Origin of the sequence: Pseudomonas sp. MG-9 (genome assembly GCF_018729515.1) — a bacterium.
Classification (GTDB): Bacteria; Pseudomonadota; Gammaproteobacteria; order Pseudomonadales; family Pseudomonadaceae; genus Aquipseudomonas; species Aquipseudomonas serboccidentalis.
Genome location: NZ_JAHHZH010000004.1, coordinates 392,524 through 419,130, shown reverse-complemented (window position 1 = coordinate 419,130; position 26,607 = coordinate 392,524). Strand labels below are relative to the sequence as shown.

At 61.1% G+C, this 26,607-nt stretch carries 24 protein-coding genes; 6 read left to right on the top strand and 18 right to left on the bottom strand.

All coding sequences use genetic code 11. From position 1 onward, the window contains the following. The first annotated feature begins 39 nt into the window (after window positions 1-39). The 4 genes from KKQ10_RS12755 (at window position 40) to KKQ10_RS12740 (ending at window position 3,554) form a co-directional block, all read left to right on the top strand. Window positions 40-372, top strand: a complete 333-nt coding sequence (locus KKQ10_RS12755) for a DMT family transporter (protein WP_003221050.1) — start codon at window positions 40-42, stop codon at window positions 370-372. A gap of 197 nt (window positions 373-569) precedes the next feature. Further along, a complete protein-coding gene (locus KKQ10_RS12750) occupies window positions 570-1,745 on the top strand; it encodes an NAD(P)/FAD-dependent oxidoreductase (protein WP_215501300.1) in 1,176 nt (391 codons plus the stop codon). Next, window positions 1,742-2,554 (top strand): aldo/keto reductase, encoded by an 813-nt coding sequence (locus KKQ10_RS12745; protein WP_215501299.1) that lies wholly within the window; start codon window positions 1,742-1,744, stop codon window positions 2,552-2,554. The genes KKQ10_RS12750 and KKQ10_RS12745 overlap by 4 nt, the downstream gene beginning before the upstream one ends. A gap of 31 nt (window positions 2,555-2,585) precedes the next feature. Next, window positions 2,586-3,554 (top strand): metal ABC transporter ATPase, encoded by a 969-nt coding sequence (locus tag KKQ10_RS12740; RefSeq protein WP_215501298.1) that lies wholly within the window; start codon window positions 2,586-2,588, stop codon window positions 3,552-3,554. Window positions 3,555-3,644: 90 nt separating this feature from the next. Here KKQ10_RS12740 and hldE read toward each other — a convergent pair whose 3' ends face one another. The 4 genes from hldE to msbA form a co-directional block, all read right to left on the bottom strand. Further along, window positions 3,645-5,066: a bifunctional D-glycero-beta-D-manno-heptose-7-phosphate kinase/D-glycero-beta-D-manno-heptose 1-phosphate adenylyltransferase HldE gene (hldE, locus tag KKQ10_RS12735; protein ID WP_215501297.1), complete on the bottom strand. Its 1,422-nt coding sequence runs from the start codon at window positions 5,064-5,066 to the stop codon at window positions 3,645-3,647. A 102-nt stretch (window positions 5,067-5,168) separates the two neighbouring features. After that, a complete protein-coding gene (gene cysC, locus KKQ10_RS12730; RefSeq protein WP_127648978.1) occupies window positions 5,169-5,780 on the bottom strand; it encodes an adenylyl-sulfate kinase in 612 nt (203 codons plus the stop codon). Then, window positions 5,773-6,477 carry a sulfotransferase family 2 domain-containing protein gene (locus KKQ10_RS12725; RefSeq protein ID WP_215501296.1) on the bottom strand — a complete coding sequence of 235 codons (705 nt, stop codon included), beginning with the start codon at window positions 6,475-6,477 and terminating at the stop codon, window positions 5,773-5,775. Before KKQ10_RS12725 ends, cysC begins: the two co-directional genes overlap by 8 nt. Window positions 6,478-6,710: 233 nt before the next feature. Beyond that, window positions 6,711-8,513 carry a lipid A export permease/ATP-binding protein MsbA gene (msbA, locus tag KKQ10_RS12720; protein WP_127648976.1) on the bottom strand — a complete coding sequence of 601 codons (1,803 nt, stop codon included), beginning with the start codon at window positions 8,511-8,513 and terminating at the stop codon, window positions 6,711-6,713. 154 nt (window positions 8,514-8,667) lie between these two features. On the opposite strand from msbA, the gene KKQ10_RS12715 reads away from it, so the two are divergent. Both KKQ10_RS12715 and KKQ10_RS12710 read left to right on the top strand, forming a co-directional pair. Then, window positions 8,668-10,530 (top strand): bifunctional O-antigen ligase/aminoglycoside phosphotransferase family protein, encoded by a 1,863-nt coding sequence (locus tag KKQ10_RS12715; protein ID WP_215501295.1) that lies wholly within the window; start codon window positions 8,668-8,670, stop codon window positions 10,528-10,530. Continuing rightward, complete coding sequence (locus KKQ10_RS12710; RefSeq protein ID WP_215501294.1) at window positions 10,530-11,747, top strand: acyltransferase family protein; 1,218 nt, start codon at window positions 10,530-10,532, stop codon at window positions 11,745-11,747. The genes KKQ10_RS12715 and KKQ10_RS12710 overlap by 1 nt, the downstream gene beginning before the upstream one ends. Before the next feature lie 18 nt (window positions 11,748-11,765). Here KKQ10_RS12710 and KKQ10_RS12705 read toward each other — a convergent pair whose 3' ends face one another. The 14 genes from KKQ10_RS12705 to waaC all read right to left on the bottom strand — a co-directional run bounded on the left by KKQ10_RS12705 (window position 11,766) and on the right by waaC (window position 26,607). Beyond that, window positions 11,766-12,650 carry a glycosyltransferase gene (locus KKQ10_RS12705; RefSeq protein ID WP_215501407.1) on the bottom strand — a complete coding sequence of 295 codons (885 nt, stop codon included), beginning with the start codon at window positions 12,648-12,650 and terminating at the stop codon, window positions 11,766-11,768. A 32-nt stretch (window positions 12,651-12,682) separates the two neighbouring features. Beyond that, window positions 12,683-13,837: a glycosyltransferase family 4 protein gene (locus KKQ10_RS12700; RefSeq protein WP_215501293.1), complete on the bottom strand. Its 1,155-nt coding sequence runs from the start codon at window positions 13,835-13,837 to the stop codon at window positions 12,683-12,685. Further along, a complete protein-coding gene (locus KKQ10_RS12695) occupies window positions 13,834-15,270 on the bottom strand; it encodes a PIG-L family deacetylase (RefSeq protein ID WP_215501292.1) in 1,437 nt (478 codons plus the stop codon). Before KKQ10_RS12695 ends, KKQ10_RS12700 begins: the two co-directional genes overlap by 4 nt. Window positions 15,271-15,278: 8 nt before the next feature. Beyond that, window positions 15,279-16,175, bottom strand: coding sequence for an antimicrobial resistance protein Mig-14 (locus KKQ10_RS12690; RefSeq protein ID WP_215501291.1), 897 nt, complete (start codon window positions 16,173-16,175; stop codon window positions 15,279-15,281). After that, window positions 16,175-17,305 (bottom strand): glycosyltransferase, encoded by a 1,131-nt coding sequence (locus KKQ10_RS12685; RefSeq protein WP_215501290.1) that lies wholly within the window; start codon window positions 17,303-17,305, stop codon window positions 16,175-16,177. Before KKQ10_RS12685 ends, KKQ10_RS12690 begins: the two co-directional genes overlap by 1 nt. Further along, the gene (locus tag KKQ10_RS12680) at window positions 17,289-19,046 is read right to left on the bottom strand and encodes a carbamoyltransferase family protein (RefSeq protein WP_007967355.1); all 1,758 of its coding nucleotides are present in this window, start codon (window positions 19,044-19,046) and stop codon (window positions 17,289-17,291) included. The genes KKQ10_RS12685 and KKQ10_RS12680 overlap by 17 nt, the downstream gene beginning before the upstream one ends. 225 nt (window positions 19,047-19,271) lie before the next feature. Further along, complete coding sequence (locus tag KKQ10_RS12675) at window positions 19,272-20,126, bottom strand: DUF3800 domain-containing protein (protein ID WP_215501289.1); 855 nt, start codon at window positions 20,124-20,126, stop codon at window positions 19,272-19,274. 6 nt (window positions 20,127-20,132) lie between these two features. Further along, entirely contained in the window at window positions 20,133-20,468 is a 336-nt protein-coding gene (locus tag KKQ10_RS12670) for a YceK/YidQ family lipoprotein (protein ID WP_215501288.1), read from the bottom strand. 215 nt (window positions 20,469-20,683) lie between these two features. Continuing rightward, window positions 20,684-22,135, bottom strand: a complete 1,452-nt coding sequence (locus KKQ10_RS12665) for a lipopolysaccharide kinase InaA family protein (protein ID WP_215501287.1) — start codon at window positions 22,133-22,135, stop codon at window positions 20,684-20,686. Continuing rightward, window positions 22,135-22,887 carry a lipopolysaccharide kinase InaA family protein gene (locus KKQ10_RS12660; RefSeq protein ID WP_215501286.1) on the bottom strand — a complete coding sequence of 251 codons (753 nt, stop codon included), beginning with the start codon at window positions 22,885-22,887 and terminating at the stop codon, window positions 22,135-22,137. Before KKQ10_RS12660 ends, KKQ10_RS12665 begins: the two co-directional genes overlap by 1 nt. Then, a complete protein-coding gene (locus KKQ10_RS12655) occupies window positions 22,884-23,618 on the bottom strand; it encodes a lipopolysaccharide kinase InaA family protein (protein ID WP_127648688.1) in 735 nt (244 codons plus the stop codon). Before KKQ10_RS12655 ends, KKQ10_RS12660 begins: the two co-directional genes overlap by 4 nt. Further along, window positions 23,618-24,424 (bottom strand): lipopolysaccharide core heptose(I) kinase RfaP, encoded by an 807-nt coding sequence (rfaP, locus tag KKQ10_RS12650; protein WP_215501285.1) that lies wholly within the window; start codon window positions 24,422-24,424, stop codon window positions 23,618-23,620. The genes KKQ10_RS12655 and rfaP overlap by 1 nt, the downstream gene beginning before the upstream one ends. Then, on the bottom strand, window positions 24,425-25,546 hold the full coding sequence (locus KKQ10_RS12645) for a glycosyltransferase family 4 protein (RefSeq protein ID WP_215501284.1): 1,122 nt from the start codon (window positions 25,544-25,546) through the stop codon (window positions 24,425-24,427). Then, entirely contained in the window at window positions 25,546-26,607 is a 1,062-nt protein-coding gene (gene waaC, locus KKQ10_RS12640) for a lipopolysaccharide heptosyltransferase I (RefSeq protein WP_127648685.1), read from the bottom strand. Before waaC ends, KKQ10_RS12645 begins: the two co-directional genes overlap by 1 nt.

Here is a 26,607-nt window from a genome sequence, read left to right as displayed (position 1 = left end):
GCCGCCCCAGCAAGCAACGTTTTACATGAGGATCTACACATGAACGCCTACGCCTTTCTGGCTATCGCCATCTGCGCCGAAGTGATTGCCACCGTTTCGATGAAAGCGGTCAAAGGCTTGAGCACCCCGCTGCCACTGATCCTGGTCATCGTCGGCTACGGGATCGCCTTCTGGATGCTGACCCTGGTGGTGCGCACCGTGCCGGTGGGCGTCGCCTACGCCGTGTGGGCGGGCATGGGTATTGTGATGGTCAGCGTCGCGGCGCTGTTCATTTACGGGCAAAAGCTGGACGTGCCGGCGATGCTCGGGATGGCGCTGATCGTGCTGGGTGTGGTGGTGATTCAGCTGTTCTCGAAAACTGCCGGGCATTAACAGACCACGCGGCTTCCTGTAGGAGTGAGCCTGCTCGCGATGGCGGTCTGTCATTCAACATTCATGTCGTCTGATCCACCGCCATCGCGAGCAGGCTCACTCCTACAGGTTTACGGCCCCCCTGTTGATCATCGACAAATCCCCCTCTTTCCCGAGTCTGTATACTGCGCCCTCGTCTTGAACACTGAGGTCGTTGCATGCCATCCGTTATTTCCACCGACGTTCTGATTGTCGGCGCTGGTGTCGCCGGCCTCTGGCTGAACGCGCGTCTGCGCCGTCAGGGTTTTTCGACCGTGCTAGTGGAAAGCGCCAGCCTCGGCGGCGGGCAGAGTGTGAAGTCCCAGGGCATCATCCACGGCGGCGCCAAGTACGCGCTGCACGGCGCGCTGACCGGCGCCTCGGAAGCCATCGCCGACATGCCGCGCCGCTGGCGCGAAGCGCTGGCTGGCAACGGCGAGTTGGACCTGACCGGCGTACGCCTGTTGTCCGAAGCGCATTACCTGTGGTCGCCCGGCACCCTGGCCGGCAATCTCACCAGTTTCTTCGCCAGCAAAGCCGTGCGCGGCCGGGTCGATCAGGTCAAGGGCGATCAACTGCCGCCCGCGCTGCAAGACAAACGCTTCAAAGGCAAGGTCTACCGCCTGGCTGAACTGGTGGTCGATGTGCCGAGCCTGATCCGGCGCCTGGCCGATCTGGCCGGTGACGGTCTGCTCGCCGGGCAAGCCATCGAGCCATTGCTGGAAGCAGGCGTGCTGGTCGGCCTGAAAGTCGACGGCCGCGAGATTCGTGCTCAACGCATCGTCCTCAGCGCCGGGGCCGGTACCGCCCAGTTGCTGGAAGACCTGGGCCTGAGCCAACCGGCCATGCAACGTCGGCCGCTGCACATGATCATCGCCAAAGGCCCGGGCCTGAAGCCGCTCTACGCTCACTGCCTGGGCGGCGGCACCAAACCGCGCATCACCGTGACCACGCACCCGGCCGCCGACGGTCAGTGGGTCTGGTACCTGGGTGGTGACATCGCCGAAAGCGAGGGCGTGAACCGCGAGCCGGCGGAGCAGATTGCCACGGCGCAAAAGGAAATCGCTCAGTTGTTGCCGTGGATCGACCTCAGCACCACGCAATGGGCGACCTTGCGCGTGGATCGCGCCGAACCGCTGCAAACCGGCCTGACCCGTCCGGACAATGCGTTCCTCGCCGAGCAGGGTCGCCTGCTGGTGGGCTGGCCGACCAAACTGGCGCTGGCGCCGGACTTCGCCGACCGGGTCATCGCCTCGCTGGAGCGCGACGGCATTCAGCCGCAAGCCGCCGAGCCACTGCCGGCGCTGCCGAAACCACCGATGGGCGTGCCGGCCTGGGAGCAACTGTTGCCATGAGCGTAGCGACCCTGCACGAACTGCATCGCCCGTTGGGCAGCACCGGTTTGCTGGTGTCCCCGCTGGGCCTGGGCACGGTCAAGCTCGGCCGCGACCAGGGCGTGAAATACCCCAACGGTTTTCAGATCCCTGACGATGACGCGGCGCGCATGTTGCTCAAACAGGCGCAGGGGCTGGGCATCAACCTGATCGACACCGCCCCGGCCTATGGCCGCAGCGAAGAACGCCTCGGCCCGCTGCTGCGCGGCCAGCGTCAGGACTGGGTGATCGTCAGCAAGGTCGGTGAAGAGTTTGCCGACGGCCTGTCGCGCCATGACTTCAGCGCCGCGCATACGCGGATGTCGGTCGAGCGCAGCCTGCAACGTCTTGAAACCGACTTTATCGACCTGGTGCTGGTGCACTCCGACGGCAACGACCTGGCGATCCTTGAGCACGAGGAAGTCTATGCCACCCTCGCCGCGCTCAAGGCCGAGGGCAAGATTCGCGGCTTCGGCTTCTCCGGCAAAACTGTCGAAGGCGGCTTGAAAGCGTTGGAGCAAGGGGACTGCGCGATGGTCACCTACAATCTGAACGAACAGAGCGAGAAGGCAGTCATTGACTATGCTGCTGCCCACGGCAAAGCCATTCTGGTGAAAAAAGCCCTGGCCAGCGGCCATGTGTGCCTGAGCCCCGGCGTGGACCCGGTGCGCGCCAGCTTCGAGTTGTTGTTCCAACAGCCCGGCGTCGCCAGTGCTATTGTCGGGACGATCAATCCGCTGCACCTCGCCCATAACGTTGCGACCGTTGCCCAGGTCCTTCGTGGTCACTGACGCCGCCCCGCGGCCTTAAGCAGGAGCCGACATGCCGCGCACGCTCATCAGAAAGAACCCGAGCAACTTCAAGACTCTGCCGCTGTTCGTCGAAGCCACGCCCGAAGGTCTGACCTATCAGAGCGTGGGCATGCCGCTGAACTTCGCCCAGACCCTGCAGCGACGCAAACCGGTGAGCGTGGCGGATGCCGAGCGTTTCGCGCTGGAGCTGGCTAACCTCGGAGTCTCGGTGCGCCTGACCCTGCATTGGCAGAATCGCGACTACTGGGTGCTGGTGCGCCAACGCCGCCAGGATCGCGGTGACGTGGTGCTCAAGCTGATTTCCGGTTATGTACCGGCCCATGAGCTGAATATCCCGCTGCACACCGCGATTCAGGAGATTGCCGAAGAGTGTCTGCTGGAAACCCCGGAAGGCTGGCTCGGCGGGCGTTTCAACGACACCTGGCTGCCCGCGCCCTACTCGTCCGCCCTGCATTATCGCGAGGCGCTGCCGTTTCGCCTGACGCCGTTGTCCGGCTCGGCGCGGCCGGTGCGCTGCGCCAATCTGCAATTGCTCGAACGGCCACGGGCCTATGTGCATTTGCCCACCGCGTCGCTGCAACTGATCTACGACCTGCGCCTGGAAGTGCCCAAGGAAGCCAAATCCCTGAGTCTGTTCCATGTCGATGAGCGGCTGGAGGGTGATCAACTGGTGGCGCGCCTGGATCGCAAACGCCCGGACCTGTACCTGATGCCGTTGCAGGATGGCGAGCCACTGGCCGAGCTGTATACCTTGAAGAAAGGGCAGCTGTATCCAGCAGGCACACGCGGCTTGTATCTGGCAGAAAGCTTTGCCAAACAGGATGGCTGGCTGGTGCGGGAGGAGCGGATTCGCTGGAAGGACTGGCTGCGCCAGCAAGGCCTGACGCCACCGGAGAAGCCCACGGGACTGGCGCGGTTGCGCGGCAAGGCCAAGCAACTGCTGAAGAAGATCGTACCGCGCAAGAAAGTCAGTTCCTGAAACGCAAAAGATCGCAGCCTGCGGCAGCTCCTACAGGGAAACGCGTTCCAATGTAGGAGTTGCCGCAGACTGCGATCTTTTTAGCCTGGATCAGTGACCGCGGATTTTCTCCACAATCGCCGTCGTCGAGCTGTTTTCCACCAGCCCCAGCACTTTCACCGTGCCGCCGTAAGCCTTGACGATGTCCGCGCCGACTACCTGGTCGATGCCGTAATCACCGCCCTTGACCAGCACATCCGGTTTGACCTCGCGCAGCAGGTTTTCCGGGGTACCCTCCGGGAAGCTGATCACCCAGTCCACCGCACCGAGGCCGGCGAGGACCGCCATGCGTCGGTCGACACTGTTGATTGGACGTCCCGGTCCTTTCAGGCGGCTGACAGAGGCGTCATCGTTGATCGCCACTATCAGACGGTCGCCCTGGGCGCGCGCCTGCTCGAGGTAGGTCACGTGACCGGCATGCAGAATGTCGAAACAGCCGTTGGTGAAGACGATGCGCTCGTTATGCGCGCGGGCATCGGCGACCGCCAGTACCAGTTGCTCGAGCCCCAGAACGCCACGTTCCGAGCCTTCTTCGCGCTGGATCGCACGACGCAGTTCCGGAGCGCTGATCGCAGCAGTACCGAGCTTGCCGACCACGATGCCGGCAGCGAGGTTGGCCAGCGCCACGGCGTGCGGCAACTCTTCACCGGCAGCAATTGCGGCCGCCAGCGTGGAGATCACGGTATCGCCAGCACCGGTCACGTCGAACACTTCACGGGCACGGGCCGGCAGGTGCAGTGCCGGATGCTCCGGACGCAGCAGGGTCATGCCGTGTTCGCCACGGGTCACCAGCAGCGCGCCGAGTTCGAGATCGTGCATCAGCGCAGCGCCCTTGCTCACCAGCTCGTGCTCATCGGCGCAGCCGCCGACGATGGCTTCGAATTCGCTGAGGTTCGGCGTGATCAGGCTGGCGCCACGGTAGATCGAGAAATCCTTGCCCTTGGGATCGGCCAGCACCGGAATGCCTTTGGCCCGGGCTGCCTGAATCAAGGCCTGATGGTTTTTCAGCGCGCCTTTGCCGTAGTCGGACAGCACCAGCACCTTGATGCCTTCCAGCAGCTCATCGACCTGCGAGACCAGGGCCAGGGCATCGGTGGCAAACGGCTCTTCAAAGTCGATACGCAGCAATTGCTGGTGCCGGCTCATGACCCGCAGTTTGACGATGGTCGGCTGATGCGCAATGCGCTGGAACAGCGCGCGCACGCCCGCGCCCTTGAGACTGTTGCTCAGGCTGTCGGCGGCTTCGTCATCACCGGTCACACCGACCAGCGACGCCGGCGCACCCAGCGCGGCAATGTTCAGGGCAACGTTGGCAGCACCGCCCGGGCGGTCCTCGATTTGCTCGACCTTTACGACCGGAACCGGTGCCTCAGGGGAAATCCGTGAGGTTCCACCATGCCAGTAACGGTCGAGCATGACATCGCCGACCACCAAGACTGGGGCTTGATCGAATCGCGGCATGGACAACTTCATGGAGCAACCCACATACAAAATGAACAGGGGCGCGATATTAACACAGGGTTGGCGCAGGCTTGAGTGCCGCCTGCAACAGGATGAAACAGCTGAGTATTTTGCTTATTTTTTGAGCACCAGCGCCGCGAGTTGTCCACAGGCTTCGGACAACTCCACGTCCTCGGTATCGATCTGCCACTCTGCAGCCAGGGGGGCTTCATAAGGGCTGTCCACCCCCGTGAAGTGCTTGATTCGCCCTTCCCGTACAGCCTGATACAAACCTTTCGGATCGCGGCGGGCACAAACCTTGAGCGAAGTACTGACGTGCACTTCAATAAAGTCACCCTGCGCAAACAGCCTGCGCGCGGCGTCCCGTTCGGCGCGGAACGGCGAAATGGCCGCGACGATCACAATCAGTCCGGCCTCGACCATCAGCCGCGCCACTTCCGCCATGCGCCGTGTGTTTTCCCGACGGCAGGCGTCGCTCATACCCAGGTCCCGACACAGACCATTACGCACATTGTCGCCATCCAGCAGGAAGGTGTGCAGACCTGACTCATACAGGTGCAATTCGAGTGCATTGGCCAGGGTCGACTTGCCGGCTCCGGAGAAGCCAGTCAGCCACAGGCAGCATGGGCGCTGCGCCTTGAGCGCGGCCCGGGCCTGTTGCGAGAGCGCCAGACCATAAGGCCGAATGGCTCGCGCCTGTACAGGCAGGGACAAGAACTCATTCATAACCGAGCAACTCGTAGTCACGCTGATAAACCCGGCGCACCAGACGCCGAGTGCGCACGGAACAGAACTCACGCGCCGGCATCGCTTGCCGTTCCCGGGAACTGTTGACGTGCGGCAGCTGGCCGGTTAGCCCCAACTGCTCGCAGACCAGAGCAAAATCCCGCGCCAGATGCTCCTGATAGCCGACGAAGTCCAGCGCCAGATGCCCCAGCGAGTCGGTAAGAAAGTCGGTCTGTGCCGCAAAGTGCAATTGCCGGGCTATCGTTTCCGGACGCAGCCAGCGTGTGACAAAGTCGTCGAAATCACGATATTGCCGCACCAGCCGCTGCGCCGCATGGTCACGCGCACTCAGTTCATTACCGCGTAAAAAGGCGTAGGCCGAATAAGCACGCTCCAGCGGGTCACGGACAAAAGCGAACTTGAAGGCCTTCGCGAACTGTTCGGGAAATTGCTCTTCATACCAGTACAGCGGCAAATGCCCAGGACGCCAGCCGTCGAACATCGCCGTGCAGATGCTGCTACCGGCACACTTGGGGACATGGATGAACAGGCAGGAACGTTGCTCGAAGGCCTTGGGAAAGGTCAGCTTGGCCGACATCGATTTGTTCACCACCTGGCGATCGACCACCGACAGGCGCCCGAGCAGAAAGGCCCGCTGCGGCTTGGGCAGCAGTTTCCAGAGATAGCGTTGCAGCATGAAAGTACCCGCGCGACGGGGATGGCCCCCTCGATAAAAGTCAGAGTTCGTTCAGGAACCTTAACAAGCGCGGTGCCGGGATTTATTCCGGTTTGGTCAAGAAGGGTAAAGGTCTGGATACAAACAACTATGGGAGCGAGCCTGCTCGCGATGGCGTATGCACATTCGACACGGATGTCGTCTGTTGCAGCGCTGTCGCGAGCAGGCTCGCTCCCACAGGGTAAGGCCCGGAATCAGGCGATATCTTCGGCCGGGGCATCGAGGCCCATGGCGTTGAGGCGGGCGTAGTAGCCGTTCTGTGCCAGCAACTGATCGTGAGTGCCGCGCTCGACGATCCGCCCCTGATCCATGACCAGGATCAGGTCGGCCTTCTCGATAGTCGACAGACGGTGGGCGATCACCAGCGTGGTGCGGCCTTTCATCACTTGATCCAGTGCCGCCTGAATGTGCCGCTCGGATTCGGTATCGAGTGCCGAGGTGGCCTCGTCGAGAATCAGCAACGGTGCATTCTTGAGCAGCGCACGGGCAATCGCCAGCCGCTGGCGCTGACCACCGGACAGCAATACGCCGTTTTCACCGACCTGGGTGTCCAGGCCTTGCGGCAGTTGCGAAATGAAGTCCATCGCGTAGGCATCACGCGCCGCTTTCTCGATGTCCTCACGCGGTGCACCGGCCAGATCGCCATAAGCGATGTTGTTGGCCACGGTGTCGCTGAACAGGGTGACATGCTGGGTGACCTGGGCGATGTGACGACGCAGGTTGAGCAGTTTGTACTGTTCGACTTCCACGTCGTCGATAAGGATCTCGCCCTTGTCGTGGTGATAGAAACGCGGAATCAGGTTGGCCAGCGTCGACTTGCCGCTGCCGGAACGCCCTACCAGTGCAACCATCTGCCCCGGCTGGACCGAGAAGCTGATGTCGTCGAGCACCTGCCGTTCGGTGCCCGGGTAGGTGAAGCTCAGGTTGCGCACGTCCAGACGACCGCTCACCGAGTCGCGTTCCACCGTACCGGTATCGACTTCTGGCTCGACGTCCAGCTGCTCGAAGATGCTCTCGGCACCCGCCACGCCTTTCTGGATGGTCGAGCTGACTTCGGACAATTGGCGGATCGGTTTGGGCAGCAGGCCGGCCAGCGTGATGTAGGCGACCATGTCACCGGCCGAAGCGTCACCGCGCAGGAACAACACCAGGAACATCAGCACCGCCATCGCGGTGTAGATCACCAGTTGCAGCATCGGCGTATAGATCGCACCGGTACGGGTCATGCGCAGTTGCTTGTCGGTGTTGCTCTGGCTGGCGTTGAGGAAGCGTTGTTCTTCGTACGCCTCGCCGCCGAAGCTGCGTACCACGCGATAGCCCTGGATGGTTTCCGAGGCCACATGCGTGACGTCGCCCATCGCCAGCTGGATCTTCTTGCTCTGCTTGCGGAATTTCTTGCTCGCGGTGCGCACCATCACGGCGATGAGCGGCAGGATCGCAACCATCACCAGCGTCAGCTTCCAGTTCATGAACAGCAGCGACGCAAACAGAAAGATCACCGTCATCCCTTCACGGATTACGACCTTGATCGCATCTGTTGCCGCCCCCGTGACCATGGTCACGTTGAAGGTGATACGCGAAATCAGATGACCGGAGTTATGCTTGTCAAAGTAGCGGTTGGGCAGAACCAGCAGGTTGTTGAACAACTGCACCCGCAGGTCATGCACCAGGCCCAGGGAAACCTTGGCCAGGAAATAGTTGCCCAGATAGGAACCCAGCCCCTGCCACGCCGCGATCAGGATGATCAGCAGAGGCACGGCCTGCAGCAGTTGCAGGTCACGCAGGTACGGTACGGTGGGAAACAGCACCGCTTCGGGGTTGGACAGGCCATCGACAAAGTACTTGAGAATGTAGCCGAGCATCGGTTGCGTCGAGGCGAAAATCAGAAAGCCGACGATGCTGATCAGGAACAGACTGATGTACGGCCGGACGTAACCGAGCAGGCGGAAGTAGATTTTCAAGCTCGAAGGGCTTGCGGCGGGACTGGAGTCGGTCATATCACGCGAAAGTCGATAAAAAGGACGCTGACTTTAGCACAGCTTCTTCAGGGTTCTGGCAATCGGCGAAAGGCTGTTATTGTTAGGCATCTTTTTCCGCATCAAATAGCCATCACTCGAATGGTCGATCAACCTCAGGAACGAATCTCACAGCATGCAACTTCGCGGCTTCAGCAGTACGTCCAATCGGATTTTCGATTTCATTAGCCTGTGGATACTTCCCACGGGTTATTTCTTGCTCTTGTGCGCGCTGTTCTTTTTGCCGGGCCGAAGCCTGCATCACAAGCTGTTTTACGGACTGTTCAGCATTCCGACACTGATCGCGCTGTGCCTGCGCCCGCGCGAACTCAAGGAACTGCTGCGCGAGCCGATTTTCATCGCGATCCTGCTGTTTGCCGCATGGGCTTTGCTCAGCCTCACCTGGGGCCCCGGAGGCGAGCCCTTCGGCGGAATGCTCAAACCACCACTGCATACCTTGCTGCTGTTTGCCGGCTGCTACCTGCTGGTGCGCTACCGCAGCGATATCCTTCAACCCCTGCTGTTCGGCGCGGCGCTGGTCGCCCTGATTGCCACCACCCTCTTCCTGTTCATGTTCGCCCGGGTCTATGAGCCGGGGATGCGTCTGATCGGCGGCGGTGCCTTCGATAATCCGCTGCTCAGTTCGCACCTGTTCGGATTCTTCAGTGCCTACTGGCTGAGCGTGACCATGACTTGCAAACGCCGCCAGATGATGTGGCTCAGCGTGCCCGCGATGGCCATCATGTTCATGGCGGTGATTGGCACTGGCTCCAGAACGCCGCTGGTGGCACTGACCATGGCGGCGCTATGGCTGTGTTTCATCTGCTGGAACCGACGTTCGGTCGGACTACTGATCGCCCTGGCCATGAGCGGTGTGACCGTTGTAATGATGTTTAGACAGATGATCACCGAGCGTGGCGACTCCTACCGGCTGGAAATCTGGCAGAAAGTGCTGCACATGATTGCGGATCATCCATGGATCGGTCATGGCTACAGCGCCAGCCTTGCGGTCGATCCCGGCAACGGTGTCAGCTTTCAAGAGCCGCACAGTTTTGCCCTGGGTGTTCTGTATTACGTCGGCATCATCGGCTTGCTGCCCTGGTTGTTTTTCCTGACCTGGGGCCTGCTGAGCAGCTGGCGCCAGCGTGTGCAGCCACTGCTGATCATTGCCTCGACCTTGCTGGTATTCGGTATCGGTGCCGGGCTGACCGAAGGCGGCGGAATCATTTCGCGGCCCAAGGAGCACTGGTTCCTGCTGTGGATCCCGCTGGCGCTGATCGCGGCGCTGAGCATCAATCAACGCGCGCGGCGCCTGTTGACCCTGCCGGTGCAAAAGTTGACGGTTGCGTGCCTTGAACAATTGAGCAGCGAAGCCCAGATCATCGAGGAAGACGGCCTCGGCCCGAAAGTCCTGCGCCTGAGCGACGGCAGCTTCCTCAAACTGTTCCGCCGGCGTCGCTGGTACACCTCAGGCAGTTTCAATCCTTATTCCGAACGTTTTGCGGTCAACAGCGAACAATTGCGTCAAATGGGCATTCCCACCCCGCAAGTATTGAATCTGTACCGCCTCGACGATGGCAGCAGCGCCGTGCATTATGCGCCGTTGCCGGGTCACACCCTGCGCCAGGTACTGCAGAGCATCACGGCTCCGGCGGTGCGTCAGGCGCTGGTAGAGCGCTTCGGCAAATTCATGGCGCAACTGCACGAGAAAGGCGTTTATTTCCGCTCGCTGCACCTGGGCAACGTTCTGGTACTGGAAGATGGCGAATTCGGGCTGATTGATCTGGCCGACCTGCGCATCTACCCTACCCCGCTCAGTCTTTCACTGCGCCAACGCAATTTGCGTCATATGCAACGTTACACTGTCGACAAACGCTGGTTGTTCGAGGATCACCTCGATGCGTTGCTCCAGGGGTACGCCGTGACGGCGTCTAAATCCGCGGTTGAAAATCTGCACAGGCAAGTGCTGGCCGGCAACACTCCGGCCCGAGTTCACTGATGACTGAAAACAATCCTCTATTTGCGCTGGTCGCCTATCTGCTGGCCATCGCCACCTCCGCCCTGCTATTGCGCGCGGTACCGAAAATCGCCCGGCACCTGCAGCATTCCGGCGAAAGCCGTTATGCCAGCATCGACGGACTGCGCGGCTATCTGGCGTTTGGTGTATTCGTGCACCACTCGATCATTACCTGGATCTTCTTGCGCACCGGGGTAATCGACTTCCCTCCGAGCAACTTCTATTCGATGCTGGGTCAGGGCAGCGTTGCGCTGTTCTTCATGATTACCGGGTTTCTGTTCTGGAGCCGCCTGCTCGCGCAAGGACGCAACCACGACTGGCTGGCGTTCGGCGTTTCACGGGTATTTCGCCTGTATCCGCTGTACCTGCCGCTGATGCTGCTGGTGTTCGTGTCGATCTTCCACTTGCAGAACTGGCAACTGAAAGAGCCTGGCCTGGAACTGTTCAAGCAGATTCTCGCCTGGCTGACGTTCGACCGGCCGGACATCAACCAGTACCCCCACTCCGGCATGCTGATATCCAACGTCACCTGGACGCTGGCTTATGAGGTGTTTTTCTACCTGGCGCTGCCACTGGCCGGATTGGTGTTCATCTACCGCGGCAGCTGGTTGCAAGTGGTGCTGTGCCTGATCGGCATCTACGCGCTGTACCAACTCATCGGCTGGGAGCATTCGCTGAAGAAGCACTTTCTGGCGAGCTTTCTCGGTGGCATCGCTGCCGCGTACTGGATCCGTCGGCCGGCGCTCGTGGCGTGGAGCCAGTCGCGCCTGGCGAGCATCATCGCTGTGCTCGCGCTGGTGATTGCGTTCACCGCGTTCAACCGGGCGTTCAAGACTGCACCGCTGTTTTTGCTGGGACTGTTTTTCGTGATCGTCGCGTCCGGCAATGATCTGTTCGGTGCGCTGAAACCACGCAGCATTCGCTGGCTCGGCGAGATCAGCTACAGCACCTATCTGCTGCACGGGTTCGTCCTGTGGCTGATGGTGCAACGGCTACCGCTGCTGCTGGATATCGATGCGCGGGAAACGTCGGTGTACCTGCCCTTGGTGGCTGTCTGCACGTGCTTGCTGATTCTGATCAGCAGCGCGACGTTTCTCTATATCGAGCAACCGGGCATGGCCGTCGGCAAGAAGGTTGTGCACTGGTTGCGTCAGCGCCAGAAGGGTGAAAAGCGCCTGCCGGAGAAAGCCGCTCGCTGAGAGCGAGCGACCGTCGCCTCAGTCCTTTTCCAGCGGAGAAAAGAGCAAACGCCCCAAGCCGCGCCAGGTCTTCTTGTTCCAGGCCTTGAACGGGATCTGCGCCAGCAGCTCACGCGCCAGCTTGCGATTGCGGTTGGCGGTCTTGAGGAACATTGAGTTCAGCGCCTTGAAGCGTACTTCGTCATACAGCGGATGATCGCTGAACAGCGCATAGGTGCGCAGAATGTTCTCGATCATGAAGCGATGGTTCTTGTACGAGTTGGTGGCGTGTTTACGGTAGCGCGCCATCACCACGTTCAGGCCATCGATGAAGTAACCGGCGCGGGTTACCTTCAGCTCGATGTACAGGTCTTCAAGACGAATCGTCGGGTCGAACCCACCCACCTTTTCCAACGCCTCGCGACGGATCATCAGGGTCGGTGCCGGTGGGTAAGGCTTGCGCTCAAGGAACATGTCATCGAAATCGAGGCGGCGGAACGGCACGTCGCGGCGCTGACGCTTCTCCGGGTAAAGGCTGCCGTCGGCGTGCATCAACTCGATGTTGCCGGCACAGATCCCGACTTCAGGCTTGCCGTCCAGGTACGCCACCTGGGTGGCGATCCGCTCCGGGTACATGATGTCGTCGGAGCCGAATGGCACGATCAGGCTACCCTTCGAACGGGCGATGGCACCGTTGAGGGTGTTGGTCAGGCCCTGATTCTGCTGCACACGAAAATCGAAACCGTACTGCGCCTGCAGCGCGCTGATGCGCTCGACGCTGTCGTCTTTCGAACCGTCATCGACTACCAACAACTCGATGTTCTTGTAGCTCTGATTGAGAACGCTGAGGATGCTTTCCTCAATGTACGGGCCGTGGTTGTACGAGGCGATGATGACGGTGACGAGGGCGTCTGCTTCGCTGATGGCTTTGTCTTCGCTCACGGCTTGTTCTTCGCTCACGGCTGTTCCTTGCGAGCCTGCTCAAGGCCAGAGTCGATCAGGTCCAGGTATTGCTGACGGAACACCTCGATGTCGTGCTGTTCCTGCAGATAGCGGTAGGCCTGCTCGCCCTTGGCCTTGAGCTCGTCGTCCGACAGCGCCAGATAGTTATCCAGCGCGGCGACCAGGCTCGGCACATCCTTGGGCGTGATCGCCAGGCCGCCGGCACCCTCGATCAGCGGCAACATGGCCGGCACGTTCGAGGCGATTACCGGCAAGTGGCCGCTCATACCTTCGAGCAGTGCCAACCCCAGGCCTTCGGCCAGCGACGGCATGGTCCAGATGTCGAACGCGCGCACGTATTGCAGGGCGTTTTCCTTGAAACCCAGCAGGTGCGCACGGCCGCTCAGGCCCAGTTGGTCGATCTCGGCGGCCAGCGGCGCTTGCAGGCGTCCGGCACCGATGATCGCCAACTGCGTGTTCGGGTATTTGTCTTTCAGCGCGGCAAAAGCCTGTAGCAGATAAGTATGGCCCTTGACCGACACCAATCGCCCCAACGCGCCGATCAAACACACATTCGGATCGATGCCCAGCAACTCGCGAGCTTTTTCGCGGCTGTGCTGCAAGCCTTCGGCCTGCTCGATGTCGATAGCATTGGTAATCGCGTAGGTGTTCTGGTCGGTAAATCCGCAATCGCAGTCCAGCAGGTACTGTTTAACCGCCGGCGACACCCCGACGAACCGCCAGTGGCGGTCGATCAGGCGCTGAGTCTGGCGGCGCCGGTAAAAACGATCGTATTCGCCGAAACCGTGGGAGATGCCGATGCACAGCGGCACCTTCAACCAGCGGTTGAGCGCAAGCATCATGTTCACCGGTTTGAAGCGGTTGCAGATCACCACGTCGAACTTTTCCCGGCGGCAGAACTTGTACAGCTGCCACATCGCCCGCAGGCGCATGCCCTTGAGCGACTTGTCGGAAAACTCGAAATACACCGAACGGTCGGCCCGGCTGACCGGCTCGCCCGGCCCGGGCTTGCCGCGCAGAAACGCAGCAGTGACCTCATAGCGATCCGACGGCAACGCCTTGACGATCTGCTCGGCCAGGTCGGCGAAGTCATGGGCTTTGACGTTGTAGTCGGGTTGCAGCTGCAACACCTTGGACCGTTGACTCATGACTCTCCCCGCTGATCGCCCGGTTCACCGTGCTTCAATAACCAGAACAATTCCTGGCGTCTGACCGCTTTTCGAAAAAACTCGTTTTCCCCGTAGACCGAGGTTGCCCGACCGGCCAGCAGGCGCTGAATGACTCGGCGCAGACGACGCTTGAACGGTGCCGGTGGCTGCAAGTCATGCATCATGCCCAGCGCCATGGCCTTGTCCCGCTGCTGTTCGATGGACAGCGGCAGGCACAGCGGCTGCATCGCCACGCTCGAATCAAAGGCCGGCGGCAGCGCAATGCCCTGCCCGGTGTTGCCCATCGGCCAGCGGTCGTTGTCGTGCAGATGGTTGGCGTAACCGAGCAGCGTCGGCTGCCAGTCGAGGCCGTGCAAGGCCTGCAAGACGGCGTGTTGCGCGCAGATATGATCAGGGTGCGGATCGAGCGTCGGATGCGGCAGCACGATCACGTCCGGGCGGGCGCGCAGCAGCACTTCACGCAGATCAGCCAGCAAATTGTTCCAGGTCGGCGCGCCGTCGGCGTCCCCCGGCAAGGTGAACGGATTCAACTGACGAAACAGTCGCGTGTCGTTCAGGTCAGCTTCCCGCGAGCCCACTGCCAGATTCGGCGCGGCTTGCATCGCCGCCAGTTGCAGGCAGAAATAACCGAGCTGCACGCAGTGTTCCTGCGGCACGCCGGCCCAACGTGGTACGGTCAGGCTGTCCCAGGCACGCAGACGGCCCTTGAGCCGCGCGGCCTCAACCTTGCTCATGCCCATCTGCTGATAATGTTCGGCTTCGATCTCGCCAGCGGTGAGGGTGACGATCCAGGTTTCATCGGCCTGGCTGTACAAGCCATAGGCGGCCAGCTCGGCATCGTCGGCGTGCGGTGCAATCACCATCACGCGTTGACGGCGATAATCAGGTTGTTCCAGCGCCCACAGCACCGGCTCACCGGTCACCCGGCAGAACCGCCCGCGCAGACGCAACTGACCTTGCGACAGGGCTTGCGCCTGACCGCTGAGGTTCAGGTAACGCAGGCCGTTGACGCCGCGCTCAAAGGTTTGCGCATCCGGGTGCGTCCCGCCGAGCAGTTCGACACGTGGATCGAAGAAGCGTCCGAGCCAGCTGCTTTTGACGCGCACCGCGAGGATCAGCGTGGCCTCCTCCACCAGCATCACGCCCTCGTCCAGGCGCAATTGCTCACCGTTCAGATGGACCTTCGGCTGCGGCGTGAACGGCGGAAAACTGTACTGGTAATCGTCTTTCGGCGAGTAGAACAGATGATCGGCAAACCACGCTTCGTGGGCGATCCAGCCGACCACCGCGAGCACCAACGGCAACCACCACGCCATCAGCACACCGAGCGCGATCAATACGATCAGGGCGATCAGCAACGTGATGCGTTTATTGCGACGATGACGTTTGAGCAGTTGTTGTTTGCGGCTCATGGGCTGACTCATACGGTGAACACCGGCACAGGATTGCACCAGCGATCCTTGTATTCACGGTCGGCACGACCGAAGGAAAACCGCAGCGGCTTGTTCAGTGCTCGCGCGTGTTCCCAGGCGCTTTGCGTATTGAGGAAGCTCAACACGCTGCCAGGGCTGAATTCGCGGGTTTCGGGATCGACACCGCCGTTGATGTACTCAACGCTGATCCACTCCGGCGCTTCGACGCGGTACACCAGTTGAATCGCGATCGGCGCATCGTTGAGGAAGATCACCGAGCCGATCAGCAGTTCGCGCAGCAGCTCGATGACCTCGGCCATGCGCGCCGCGCCAGTGGCCGGGAAGCCCCAGCGGCGCTGGAACAAGTCGCAGTAGATCGCCGCCAGCTCGGCACTGGAAAACTCGCCGACCGGGCGCACCACACCGCCCGCTTCTTCCAGCAGACGCAGTTCGCGGCGCTGGTTGTAGCGAAATTTCTTCGACAGTTCTTCGGGGGTGCGGGCCATGGCCAGTTGCTCGGTCTGCAACTTCATGCCGCTGAAGCGGTTTTCGTTGAGCGCCGACAGATAGCGCGCGCGATGACGCAGCGGTGCCTGGGCATCGGCAGCAGCGGGCAGGATCAGTTCGGCATTGCCGAGATCGAACAGGCCTTTCTTGCCGTTGCGCTTGAGCACGTCCTTGGACAGGGCCAGGTCGCGGCCCCAGGTCGGGATCGCCGCTTTGACTTCGCCGCCCTGCTCCCAGGCCAGATAACGCACCGGGATACCGGCCAGCGCGGCCAGACGTTCGACCACCAGCGGATGCGTTGCGACGCTACCGCCAAAACGCTGCCAGGCGGTTGCATAGATGGAGGCGTCAACGGGCGACCAGCCACGCTCGCGCCAGCCTTGAAATCGGTTGAGCATCAGCCCCTCGGTGCCAGATCGGTAACTTGCGGCAGACGCCAGAAGGTGTCGCGCACCGCACGGTCGGAGAAACGCTCACGCAGGCGATCGAGCATCAGCTCGGCGCACTGCCGGCGTTGCTGATCATCCATACCCGCCAAATGTTGCAGACCTTGTGCAAGGTGTTCGGCATCGCCCAGCGGGAACAGGATACCCACGCCTTCGACCACTTCCCTCGCCCCGCCACACGCGGTGGCGAGCAAAGGAACGCCGGCGGCCATGGCCTCCAGCAGCACCATGCCGAACGGTTCGTGATCGGAACTCAGGGCAAACACATCGAAGGCGCGGAAGTAATTGCGCGCATCCGGTACCTGGCCGAGAAACAGCACCCGGTCACCGATGCCCAGCTCGCGCGCCAGCTCCTTGAGGTCCTGCTCCAGACGGCCCTTGCCGAGGATCACCAGTTGGCTGTTTCCCGGCAGACCGGGCAACGCTGCAGCAAAGCCGTGCAGCAACGTGGCCTGATCCTTGTCCGGGTGCAGCCGTCCGACGTTGCCGACAATAAACGCATCCGCCGCCAGCCCCAGGGTCTCGCGGGCTTCGCGAGCCGACACCTGACTGGCCTGCAAGGCCGGCACGTCGATGCGGTTGTACAGGGTCTGGATGCGGGTGGACGGCCATTTCGGCAGACAACGACGCATGTCGTCGCGCACCGCGTCGGATACACCGAGCAGGCTCAGGCGCTTGCGGAAAATGTGCGCGAACAGCTTGCGCGTGCCGCGTTTGTAATCGTCAAACGCGTGGTGCACGCCAATCACCGGCAGCGACGTGCCGAGCAAGGCGATGTAGATCGGCTTGAAGCGATGGGCGATGCAGAAACTGAAATTGCGTGAAGCGGCGATCTTGCGCAGATCGCCGATGGCGCCCAGCTTCAGGCCACGAATGGCCTTGGAGCTGTATTCCATGAACAACACTTCATCGCAAGCACACGCGGCGGCCACCTCGCTGTCGGCGGCCCCGGTCAGAAAGACCGTGGTCACCCGATAACCGGTGCCCGCGAACAGGCTGGCGTACTGCCGTGCGCAGTCGAGGAACGGCCCGTCATAGCCGTGACAGAACTGCAGCACATGGCGTTCAGCCGAGCGAGTCATAAGCGTTTGCACCCTCTTTGACCACCAGAATGTCTTCCATGATCAGGTACTGCAGATCGGAGCCGAAGAACATGTTCAGGGCGTCGGTCGGTGAGCAGATCATCGGTTCACCACGACGGTTCAGCGAGGTGTTCAGCGACACGCCGTTGCCGGTGAGATTTTCCAGCGCCTTCATCATGTCGTAGTAGCGCGGGTTGTATTCGCGCTTGAGCACCTGGGCACGGGAGGTGCCGTCTTCGTGGACGACTTCCGGCACGCGGGTCTTCCACTCTTCCGCCACTTCGAAGGTGAAGGTCATGAACGGTGCCGGGTGATCGATCTTGATCATCTGTGGCGCCACGGTGTCGAGCATCGACGGGCAGAAAGGCCTCCAGCGCTCGCGGAACTTGATCTGATGGTTGATGCGGTCAGCCACACCGGCCACGCTCGGGCAACCGATGATCGAACGACCACCCAGTGCACGCGGACCGAATTCCATGCGGCCCTGGAACCAGGCCACCGGGTTGCCATCGACCATGATTTTGGCGATCTGCTCCGGCATGTTGTCGAGCTTGCGCCAGGTCGGCTTGTTCTCGTGACGGGCGCACGCGGCGATCACGTCTTCGTTGCTGTACGACGGGCCGAGGTAGACATGTTCCATCTTCTCGACCGGTACGCCACGGGCGTGGGACACATAGGCCGCTGCGCCGACCGCCGTACCGGCATCGCCGGACGCTGGCTGGACGAACAGTTCCTTGATGTCATCGCGGGCGATGATTTTCTGGTTCAGCTTGACGTTCAACGCGCAGCCACCGGCGAAGGCCAGTTTGCCGGTTTCCTTGAGCACGTCGCCCAGGTAGTAGTCGATCATCTGCAACGCCAGTTTCTCGAACAGCGCTTGCATGCTCGCGGCGTAGTGGATGTACGGCTCGTCGGCGATGTCGCCTTCGCGCTTCGGACCCAGCCACTCGATCAGCTTCGGCGAGAAGTAGAAGCCTTTGCCCTTCTCTTTGTAGCGACGCAGGCCAATCACGTTGGCGTAGTCGGTGTTGATCACCAGCTCGCCGTTCTCGAACGAGGCCAGACGCGAGAAGTCATATTTGCTGGCATCGCCGTACGGCGCCATGCCCATGACCTTGAACTCACCGTCGAGCATCTCGAAACCGAGGAACTCGGTGATCGCGCCGTACAGGCCGCCGAGGGAGTCCGGATCGAAGAATTCCTTGATCTTGTGGATCTTGCCGTTTTCGCCGTAACCGAAGAAGGTCGTGGCGTACTCGCCCTTGCCGTCGATGCCGAGGATCGCGGTTTTCTCTTTGAAACCCGAGCAGTGGTAGGCGCTGGAGGCGTGAGCCAGGTGGTGCTCGACCGGCTCGATCTTGATCTTCTTCGGATCAAAACCCAGCTGCTCCAGGCACCAGACGATCTTGTTGCGATAGCGCTTGTAGCGACGGTTGCCCATCAGGATCGCATCGAGGGCGCGATCCGGGGCGTACCAGTAACGCTTGGCATAGTGCCAGCGAGCCTTGCCGAACAGGCTGATCGGGGCGAACGGAATCGCCACCACGTCAACGTCGGACGGCTTGATACCGGCCTGCTCCAGGCAGAACTTCGCCGATTCGTAGGGCATGCGGTTCTTTGCATGCTTATCGCGGACGAAGCGCTCTTCTTCAGCCGCCGCCACCAGCTTGCCGTCGATGTACAAGGCGGCTGAAGGGTCATGGCTAAGGGCGCCGGACAGGCCAAGAATCGTCAATGCCACAGGGTCTAGCCTCTTTAGTCTGCATTCAGGCGCGATGCGCCTTGAAAATTGATGTGCCCTCGCACCGGGCGAGAGACAGCTAAAGGGCGGGATTATAGCGTAAAAGCGCCGACAAGCCTCTAGCGGAACTGGCGGGCCTTCGCGTTGACACTCTCGAGCCTCTGAACATAGACTCACGTGCAAATGGACTGGGGGATCCCGGTCGGCGCTAATGCCTCGGTGAGATCACCGGGGCTTTTCGCTTTCTGAGGGCGGGAAAAGCTTCAACCCCCAATTCTCGAAACCTTCTCCGACATTGTGCCGCCCACCGCTGCAGTAGAACTTGCGCTTGAGCACGTCAAACGCTCGATTTTCCTGACCCGGCCTCAAAACGCTCATGCCGATGGGTCTCGCAACAAGATCAGCCAGCTGCAATCCGGTGGAATTCACTTGTTTTGTGGCGAAGACGATGTCAAACGGCATCTGAATACCCAATCGGTTCGCCCCACCACATACCCTACGGAATTCCAACTCAAGCTCGTTATCTTCGCGCTTGCCTCGCCGCTCGAAAATCACATGTGTTAACGCTTTTTGTTGATGCTTTTCCTGCAAAAACTCATGCAGCGTTTCCAGACAGAAGCCGAGAGCCAAGTGATAGGGGTTGTCAGCAAATGCCTGCTTTTCACGAAGCAAGGCCTTGTCGATGACGCAACTGATCAGGACGAAATTGCTGGCCTCGATAATGCCGGTCAGCTCGTCAAGAAAGCCATGCTTGTGCGCTCTGGACGTGAACAGGCTGGAGAATGCTCCTTTTTCTTTTCGGATCTCGAGCTCATGCAGCCCGATCAGATCATGCCCCATATGGTTGAACTTGAATTTCTGGACAGCCGGAATGACCTTTTCGCAGTAATGTCTTTTGTGAAAAACGCAAAAAGCGAGCACGAATATCGGGTAATAGGGATCCAGCTTCTGCATTCCGTGATCACCGCTTTCATCAACATAGATGACGAAGTCGCTGTATCTTCCGGACGGATACAAAAGCGCTGTCGCTTCGACAATCGCTTGCGACTCGCTCTGGTTTTCAAACAGAGAAAACTGCAAAACAGGTCACCCGCGATCCGATCGCCAATAGATGCTGATATTGCCATCCACGACCTGTTGATAAATCGTATACGGCAGCACCACCGTGTCCAGCACACCGGACAACGGCAGATCCAGCAGCACGAATGGCAGCAGCACACCGGTAGGGTCAGGTGGGGCATTGAGTACGCAGAAATCGAATACCAGACCGCTGTAGATCCGTGGAATCGATTGGCAGTAGGTTTTCTGTTTGCGCAGGTCGCGGGCGACGTCGGCGTCCATTTGCAGCACCGAGGCGGCGGAGCCGCAACCGGATAAAACCCATGAGCAGGCGCCCAACGCTACAGCCTTTTTGATGGTCAAGTTTTGCCCTCCGAAGTGGTCAGGGCAAGCTAGCATCTGGGCTGGGGCGGGCACAGTTCATGGCCTCTGGAGAAGCTGTAGGACAAGTCAGTGGTGTTTGTCCGTCATTGCTCAAGGGGAATTTTTTTGGGGGGGGTTAAAGCCTCATCGCGAGCAGGCTCACTCCTACAGGGGAATGCATTCCAATGTGGGAGCCAGCCTGCTGGCGAAGGGTTTCAGTTAGCGCTGGAGATGTCCTTGGGTAACCGCTGATCGATCACCTGATACAGCGCGCTGCTCTCGGGCCAGTTACGCATGAACCGCGCCCGATCCCGCGCATAAGCCGGCGCAAAACTGCTGACAGACGCGTGCTGACACATCGAATCCAGGTCGATCAATGCCCAGCGATCCTCCTGCCAGAACAGGTTATGGCCCTTGAAGTCGCCATGGCTGATGCGCTCGGCGATCAGCCGCGCAAACAGTTGATCCAGCGCCAACAATTCGGACTCCGGCGCCGCGCCACTTTCGACGTACGGCGCGAAGCGCTCGATGATGTCCGGCCCCGGCAGGAACTCGGTCACCAGATAGGCGCGGCTGCGCAACCACAGAAAGCGCTTTTCCAGCACCGCCAGCGGTTTCGGCGTGGCGATGCCGAGAAACGCCAGGCGATTGCCTTCACGCCACGAGTGCCACGCGCGGCTCGGACGCCAGAAGCGCTTGAGCCAGTGCGCAAAGCCTTTGATGTTGTAGCGTTTGATCACCAGCGTACGCCCGGCCACTTCGACCTTGCCAACGCTCGCCGCGCCACCGGTCTTGTACAGATGGCCCTGATCGAGCAGCGCATCGGCCTGCTCCAGTACCGGCAGCATCGCCACCTCTTCCTCGCGACGGATCGCCCGCAGGCCAAACGCACCGCGCCGCACACTGAACAAGGTGCATTCGCGGCCAACCTTGATCAGGTAATCCTTCAGGCGCCAGGCGCGAACCTTGGCGATCTGCTTCTGCAACGCTTCCAGCGGTAGCGCATGCTCGCTGTTGCTCAGCAGGTAATACACCAGTAATTCTTCGGTGAACGGCTCCAGCGACTTGGGCAACTGGGCGAAAAACACGCCGAGATTTTCCAGCACCTTCTGCCGCGACAACGGTTGACCGGCGGTCTCGGCGCAAATCCCCGCGCCATCGATCAGGTACAACTGACCGCCATGGCGCAACAGGTTGTCCAGGTGCAGATCTTCCTGCCACAGGCCCTTGCCATGCAGCTGACCGATGGCCCCCAGCGCCTCGGCCAGTACCGCCGATTGCTCGTCCGCCAGCACTGGCAGCGATTCGACCTGCTGCCAGGCATCACCGAGGCTTTCGGCGTTTTCAAGAAATTCGAAGAGCAGCCAGCCGCCCTCACCGTCCTGCAAGCCATCGGCCAACAGCAACGGTGTGGTCAGGCCTTGGCCGGCGAGCAACTTGACGCCCGCCAGCTCACGCTGAAAGTGCCGCGCGGCCTTGCTGCCCACCAGCAATTTGGCCAGCACCGGCCGCCCGCGCCAGACCCCGGCACCGACATAGCGCTGCCCGGGCAACACCCGCAGCAGGCTCAGCAACTGCAGATCCGCGGGGCCTGCCGCATCGGCGAGGGTGATCGTCAGCGGCAGACTCGGCGTGCGTCCGGCGTTTTTCAGTTCGGACAACTGCATCAACGGGTCTCCTTGCGACTGCGACGTGCTGTCAGTCGTGAAACCCAACTGTCGACCAGCGAACTGTCGATTGGCTGATCGAGATACGCCGCGAGCAATTCGCGCAATTGCGCCTCGCTCCATTCAGGTGCGCGACGCAGCAGTGGCTCCAGGTCCTTGACCCGATCACGCTGACCGAACAGCAGTGGCCGGGTCTTTTCCAGGTCGATCAGTTGCGCCCGATAGCGCTCGCCATCAGCCTGCAAAAAGATGTGTTTCGGGTAAAAGCAGCCGTGCACCTGACGCACGCCGTGCAGCTGGCGCGCCAGTTGCCCGCAGGCCTGGAGAATCGCCGACTGCTGCGCGGCGCTCAGCTCGGACCAGCGCTGCAACAGCGAATCGAGGTCGTCCCAGCCGTCGAGGGCGCGGGTCAGCAGGATCGCGTGAACGTCACCCTTGACCTTGCGCTCACCGAAGAACGCCGCCTGCAGCGCAGGAATCCCCAATTTGTTGTAACGGCTGATATTGCGAAACTCGCGGGCGAAACTGGGCTCGCCGAACGGTGCATGCAGGGTGCGGGTCAGATAATTGCTCTGCCGCTTGAGGTAATAGGCCTGCCCGTCCAGCTCCAGGCGAAACACGCTGCTCCAGCCACCGCCATCGGTGTTCGGCTCGTCCACCGCTTCGAGCTGTTTGGCCCAGAGCGCATCGAAAGTGCCGAGGCCATGACGCTCAAGCAGCGCCCGGTCTTCAGCGGCCAGGAAATCAGTCATTCGCGTCCCTCGAAAAATCTCACCACGTGACGAATCCGTTTCTTGTCGGCGGCATTGAGCCGATCACGTCCGCGGTATTGCAGATAGAAGCGCAGGCGCTGGGTGTTCGACAGGTGATATTTGGCCACCTTGTCGAGGCAGGCCAGGTCTTTGGTGATCCGGTACTTGAGCCAGAAGCCGCGCCAGAAATCGCCATTCGGGCAGTCGATCAGAAACAGTTGCGCCTGATCGTCGATCAGCAGATTGCGCCACTTCAGATCGTTATGGGTAAAGCGCTGATCGTGCATGGTCCGGGTGTACACCGCCAATTGCCGGCTGATGCCATCGACCCAGCCGCGATCCTTGAGCTTGGGATCGTTGCGTTCGGCCAGCGCCGAGAGGTCTTCGGTGCGCGGCAGTTCGCGGGTGATCATCGCTCCACGGGCATAAGCGGCGCCCCGCCGTTCCAGGCCCCAGGCCACCACTTCGGCGGTGGGAATGCCCCACTTGGCGAAGCGCTTGAGGTTCTGCCACTCCATCTTCACTCGTGGCTTGCCCAGGTAACGGCGCAAACCTTTACCGGCGCCGACGTAGCGTTTGACGTAATAGTTGACGCCGTTGCGCTGCACGCGGATGACTTCGGACAGCGGGTCGCGGGTCAGGCGCTCGCCCTGCAGGGCAAACACCGCTTCGAGGCTGCCAAAATCGTCGACCAGATCGCTGTATTGCGGCTCCAGAGTCCAACCCGCCATCAGAGCGCATCCCCGTAACGCTGTTTACGCGCGTAGAGCTTGTTGGCCTTGCCTTCGAGCCAGCTCAGCAGCGGTGCTTCTTCGGCCAGGATCTGCCGCAGCGGTTGCTGGAAATAGCCTTTGAGGAAACGCAGCTTGTCGCGACGGGTCAGGCCGATATCCAGCGCCGAAAAATACAGCGCCGCCAGGTCCTTGTTGCGCCAACGTTGAGTGATCTTTGGACGGGTCTGGGCACGGTGCAGGTCGATCACCGACAGCTTGAAGCTCTGCGGGGTGACCGGCTTGTCGGTGTGCAGCAGGAAGTGGCAGATGTAGCAGTCGCGATGGTTGACCCCGGCGCGGTGCATCATGCCGGTCATGCGCGCGACTTCAGCGATCAGCGCCCGCTTGAGCGTGGGCTCCGGCGGCTGCTTGACCCAGTCGATGCTGAAGTCTTCAAGGCTGATGGTCGGCGCCAGCTCTTCGGTGACGATGAACGAATGCTGATCGGCCGGGTTGCTGCCCTTCTCGCCGTAGGCGACAGCGGTCATGGTCGGCACGCCGACTTCCTGCAGACGCTGGATCGCCTTCCACTCCTGGCCCGCGCCGAGCACCGGCAGCTTGGCGGTCAGCAGGTTCTTGAAGATTTCGCCCCAGCCGATGCCACGGTGGATCTTGACGAAAAATCCGTTGCCGTCGACTTCCGTGCGCAGCGTCCGTCGAGCTTCCAGCTCGCGGTAGACCTCGCCCTGCAAGCCTTCGACTTCGGCGAACGGGTCGCGCCCGGCCCATAGGCTCTTGAACGGTTCAGCCAGCATCAACTTCATTTAAGCGTGCTCCGCCAGAATCACATCGGCCGCGTGCTGCGGCATGCTATAGAGGTCGGCCGTCTCGGCGAAGGCCAGACCATTGCGGCTCCAGGCCGCGCGTGCAGAGGCGTCGCCCAACATGTCGATCAGGTATTGGGTGAGCTGCGCCTGATCGAACGGCTCGTCCAGCACGCGCCCGGCGTCCGCCTCGGCAATGTAATGGGCGTAACCGCAGACCGCGCTGACCAGCACCGGCAAACCCGCCACCAGCGCTTCGAGCAGCACCGTACCGGTGTTTTCGTTGTACGCCGGATGGATCAACAGATCGGCACCGAGCAGAAAACGCGGGATATCGCTGCGGCCCTTGAGGAACGTCACGTTGTCGCCCAGGCCCAAAGTTGCACTCTGCATCTGGAACAATTTGGGGTCATCCTGGCCGATTACAAACAGCCGGGTGCGTTTCTTCAGCTCGGCGGGCAATGCGGCCAGCGCCTTGAGGCTGCGATCGACGCCTTTGGTCTTGAACCCGGAACCGATCTGCACCAGCAGCAGTTCGTCGTCCTTGAGGTTGAATTCGGCGCGGAAACCGGCGCGAATCTCGTCGGCATCCGCTGGACGTCGACGGTCCTGGGCAATGCCCGGCGGCAGCAGGTGGAAGCGCTCAAGCGGCGTGTCGTAATGCTTGATGAACAGCGGTTGCTGCACTTCGGAAATCATCAACACTTCGGTTTTCGCGTCTTTGGCGAACACCGCGCGCTCGTACTCGGCGAAGTGGCGATAACGGCCCCAGCGGCGGTACAGCGAGTGACGCAGGTTCTGCGCCTTGTCTTCGAAGCAGCCGTCGGCGGCGTAGTAGACGTCCAGCCCCGGCATTTTGTTGAAGCCGATCAGTCGATCCACGGGACGCTTGGCCAAGTCCGCTTCCATCCACGCGGTGAGTTTCTCGTTGCGTCGATGGTTGAAGAACGCCTTGACCGGCGCCACCAGCACTTCAAAACCGGGCGGCACGTCGCCTTCCCAGATCAGGGTGTAGACGCGAATCTGGTGACCGCGCTTCTGGCATTCGAGGGCGATGCGCATGAAGTCGCGCTGCAAGCCACCGAACGGGAAATATTTGTACAGGACGAATGCCAATTGCATCAGCGCAGCTCCTCAGCCATTAACAACGTGCTCAGTCGGCTGGCGACACGCTCGGGGTTCAGACGCGTAAAGCACAGAGGCTGTTCACGCTTCAGGTCAAACTGACGGGCATCCTGCGCGGTCGGTTGATAGGTACATTTCTTTTGCAGGCAAGGGGCGCAGGGGAAATCACTGGCCATGTGAATCTGCACCTTGCCGTAGGCGCCGGTCAGGCCCGGGTTGGTCGGGCCGAACAGCGAAATCGTCGGTACATCCAGCGCGGCCGCCAGATGACCGAGACCGGTGTCGACCGCCACGCACGCCTGGGCACCGGCCAGCACTTTGCCGACGCCGGCCAGATTCAGCTTCGGCAACACTTCGGCGTGTTTGAAACCGGCGGCAATACGCTCGGCGCGGGCCTTCTCCAGCGGGTTGCCCCACGGCAGTTTGACCCCGACGCCAAGGTAGCCGACCCGTTCGGTCAGTTCGCGCCAATAGGCTTCCGGCCAGTGTTTGGTGTCCCATGTGGTGCCGTGCAGGAACACCACGAACGCGCTCTTGCGTGGCAACTCCACCAGACGCTCGACGTTCAGGCCATAGTCGCCCAGCCCTTTGGGCAAGTCATAACCGAGGGCGATGGCGAACAACTGCCGCACGCGTTCGACAGCATGCTGACCACGGGCCACGGCCAGTTTGCGGTCATAAAAACGCGCAGCGATCGGCTCGCGTGCCGATCCCTTGTCGAGGCCAGCCACCGGGGCTTTGACGTAGCGGGTCAGCCAGGCACTTTTGAGCAGGCCTTGAGCATCGATCACCAGGTCATACTTGTTGGCGCGCACGCTTTGCTTGAAGCGTTTCCACTCGCCGCTCTTGAGGGTCTGCCAAAGGTTCTTGCGCCAGCGGCGGATGGCCACCGCAATCACCTTGTCGACGGCCGGGTGCCAGGTCGGGATCTCGGCGAAGCCTTCTTCCACCACCCAGTCGAACTTGATCCCGGGGATGGCCCGGGCCGCGTCGGTCAGCGCTGGCAACGCATGAATCACGTCGCCCAGCGATGAAGTCTTGATCAGCAATACCCGCAA

What these genes read in the sequence shown, in the direction of transcription:
- KKQ10_RS12755 (WP_003221050.1), top strand. Translation starts at nt 40, where the DNA reads ATGAACGCCTACGCCTTTCTGGCTATCGCCATCTGCGCCGAAGTGATT.
- KKQ10_RS12750 (WP_215501300.1), top strand. Translation starts at nt 570, where the DNA reads ATGCCATCCGTTATTTCCACCGACGTTCTGATTGTCGGCGCTGGTGTC.
- KKQ10_RS12745 (WP_215501299.1), top strand. Translation starts at nt 1,742, where the DNA reads ATGAGCGTAGCGACCCTGCACGAACTGCATCGCCCGTTGGGCAGCACC.
- KKQ10_RS12740 (WP_215501298.1), top strand. Translation starts at nt 2,586, where the DNA reads ATGCCGCGCACGCTCATCAGAAAGAACCCGAGCAACTTCAAGACTCTG.
- hldE (WP_215501297.1), bottom strand. Translation starts at nt 5,066, where the DNA reads ATGAAGTTGTCCATGCCGCGATTCGATCAAGCCCCAGTCTTGGTGGTC.
- cysC (WP_127648978.1), bottom strand. Translation starts at nt 5,780, where the DNA reads ATGAATGAGTTCTTGTCCCTGCCTGTACAGGCGCGAGCCATTCGGCCT.
- KKQ10_RS12725 (WP_215501296.1), bottom strand. Translation starts at nt 6,477, where the DNA reads ATGCTGCAACGCTATCTCTGGAAACTGCTGCCCAAGCCGCAGCGGGCC.
- msbA (WP_127648976.1), bottom strand. Translation starts at nt 8,513, where the DNA reads ATGACCGACTCCAGTCCCGCCGCAAGCCCTTCGAGCTTGAAAATCTAC.
- KKQ10_RS12715 (WP_215501295.1), top strand. Translation starts at nt 8,668, where the DNA reads ATGCAACTTCGCGGCTTCAGCAGTACGTCCAATCGGATTTTCGATTTC.
- KKQ10_RS12710 (WP_215501294.1), top strand. Translation starts at nt 10,530, where the DNA reads ATGACTGAAAACAATCCTCTATTTGCGCTGGTCGCCTATCTGCTGGCC.
- KKQ10_RS12700 (WP_215501293.1), bottom strand. Translation starts at nt 13,837, where the DNA reads ATGAGTCAACGGTCCAAGGTGTTGCAGCTGCAACCCGACTACAACGTC.
- KKQ10_RS12695 (WP_215501292.1), bottom strand. Translation starts at nt 15,270, where the DNA reads ATGAGCCGCAAACAACAACTGCTCAAACGTCATCGTCGCAATAAACGC.
- KKQ10_RS12690 (WP_215501291.1), bottom strand. Translation starts at nt 16,175, where the DNA reads ATGCTCAACCGATTTCAAGGCTGGCGCGAGCGTGGCTGGTCGCCCGTT.
- KKQ10_RS12685 (WP_215501290.1), bottom strand. Translation starts at nt 17,305, where the DNA reads ATGACTCGCTCGGCTGAACGCCATGTGCTGCAGTTCTGTCACGGCTAT.
- KKQ10_RS12665 (WP_215501287.1), bottom strand. Translation starts at nt 22,135, where the DNA reads ATGCAGTTGTCCGAACTGAAAAACGCCGGACGCACGCCGAGTCTGCCG.
- KKQ10_RS12660 (WP_215501286.1), bottom strand. Translation starts at nt 22,887, where the DNA reads ATGACTGATTTCCTGGCCGCTGAAGACCGGGCGCTGCTTGAGCGTCAT.
- KKQ10_RS12655 (WP_127648688.1), bottom strand. Translation starts at nt 23,618, where the DNA reads ATGGCGGGTTGGACTCTGGAGCCGCAATACAGCGATCTGGTCGACGAT.
- rfaP (WP_215501285.1), bottom strand. Translation starts at nt 24,424, where the DNA reads ATGAAGTTGATGCTGGCTGAACCGTTCAAGAGCCTATGGGCCGGGCGC.
- KKQ10_RS12645 (WP_215501284.1), bottom strand. Translation starts at nt 25,546, where the DNA reads ATGCAATTGGCATTCGTCCTGTACAAATATTTCCCGTTCGGTGGCTTG.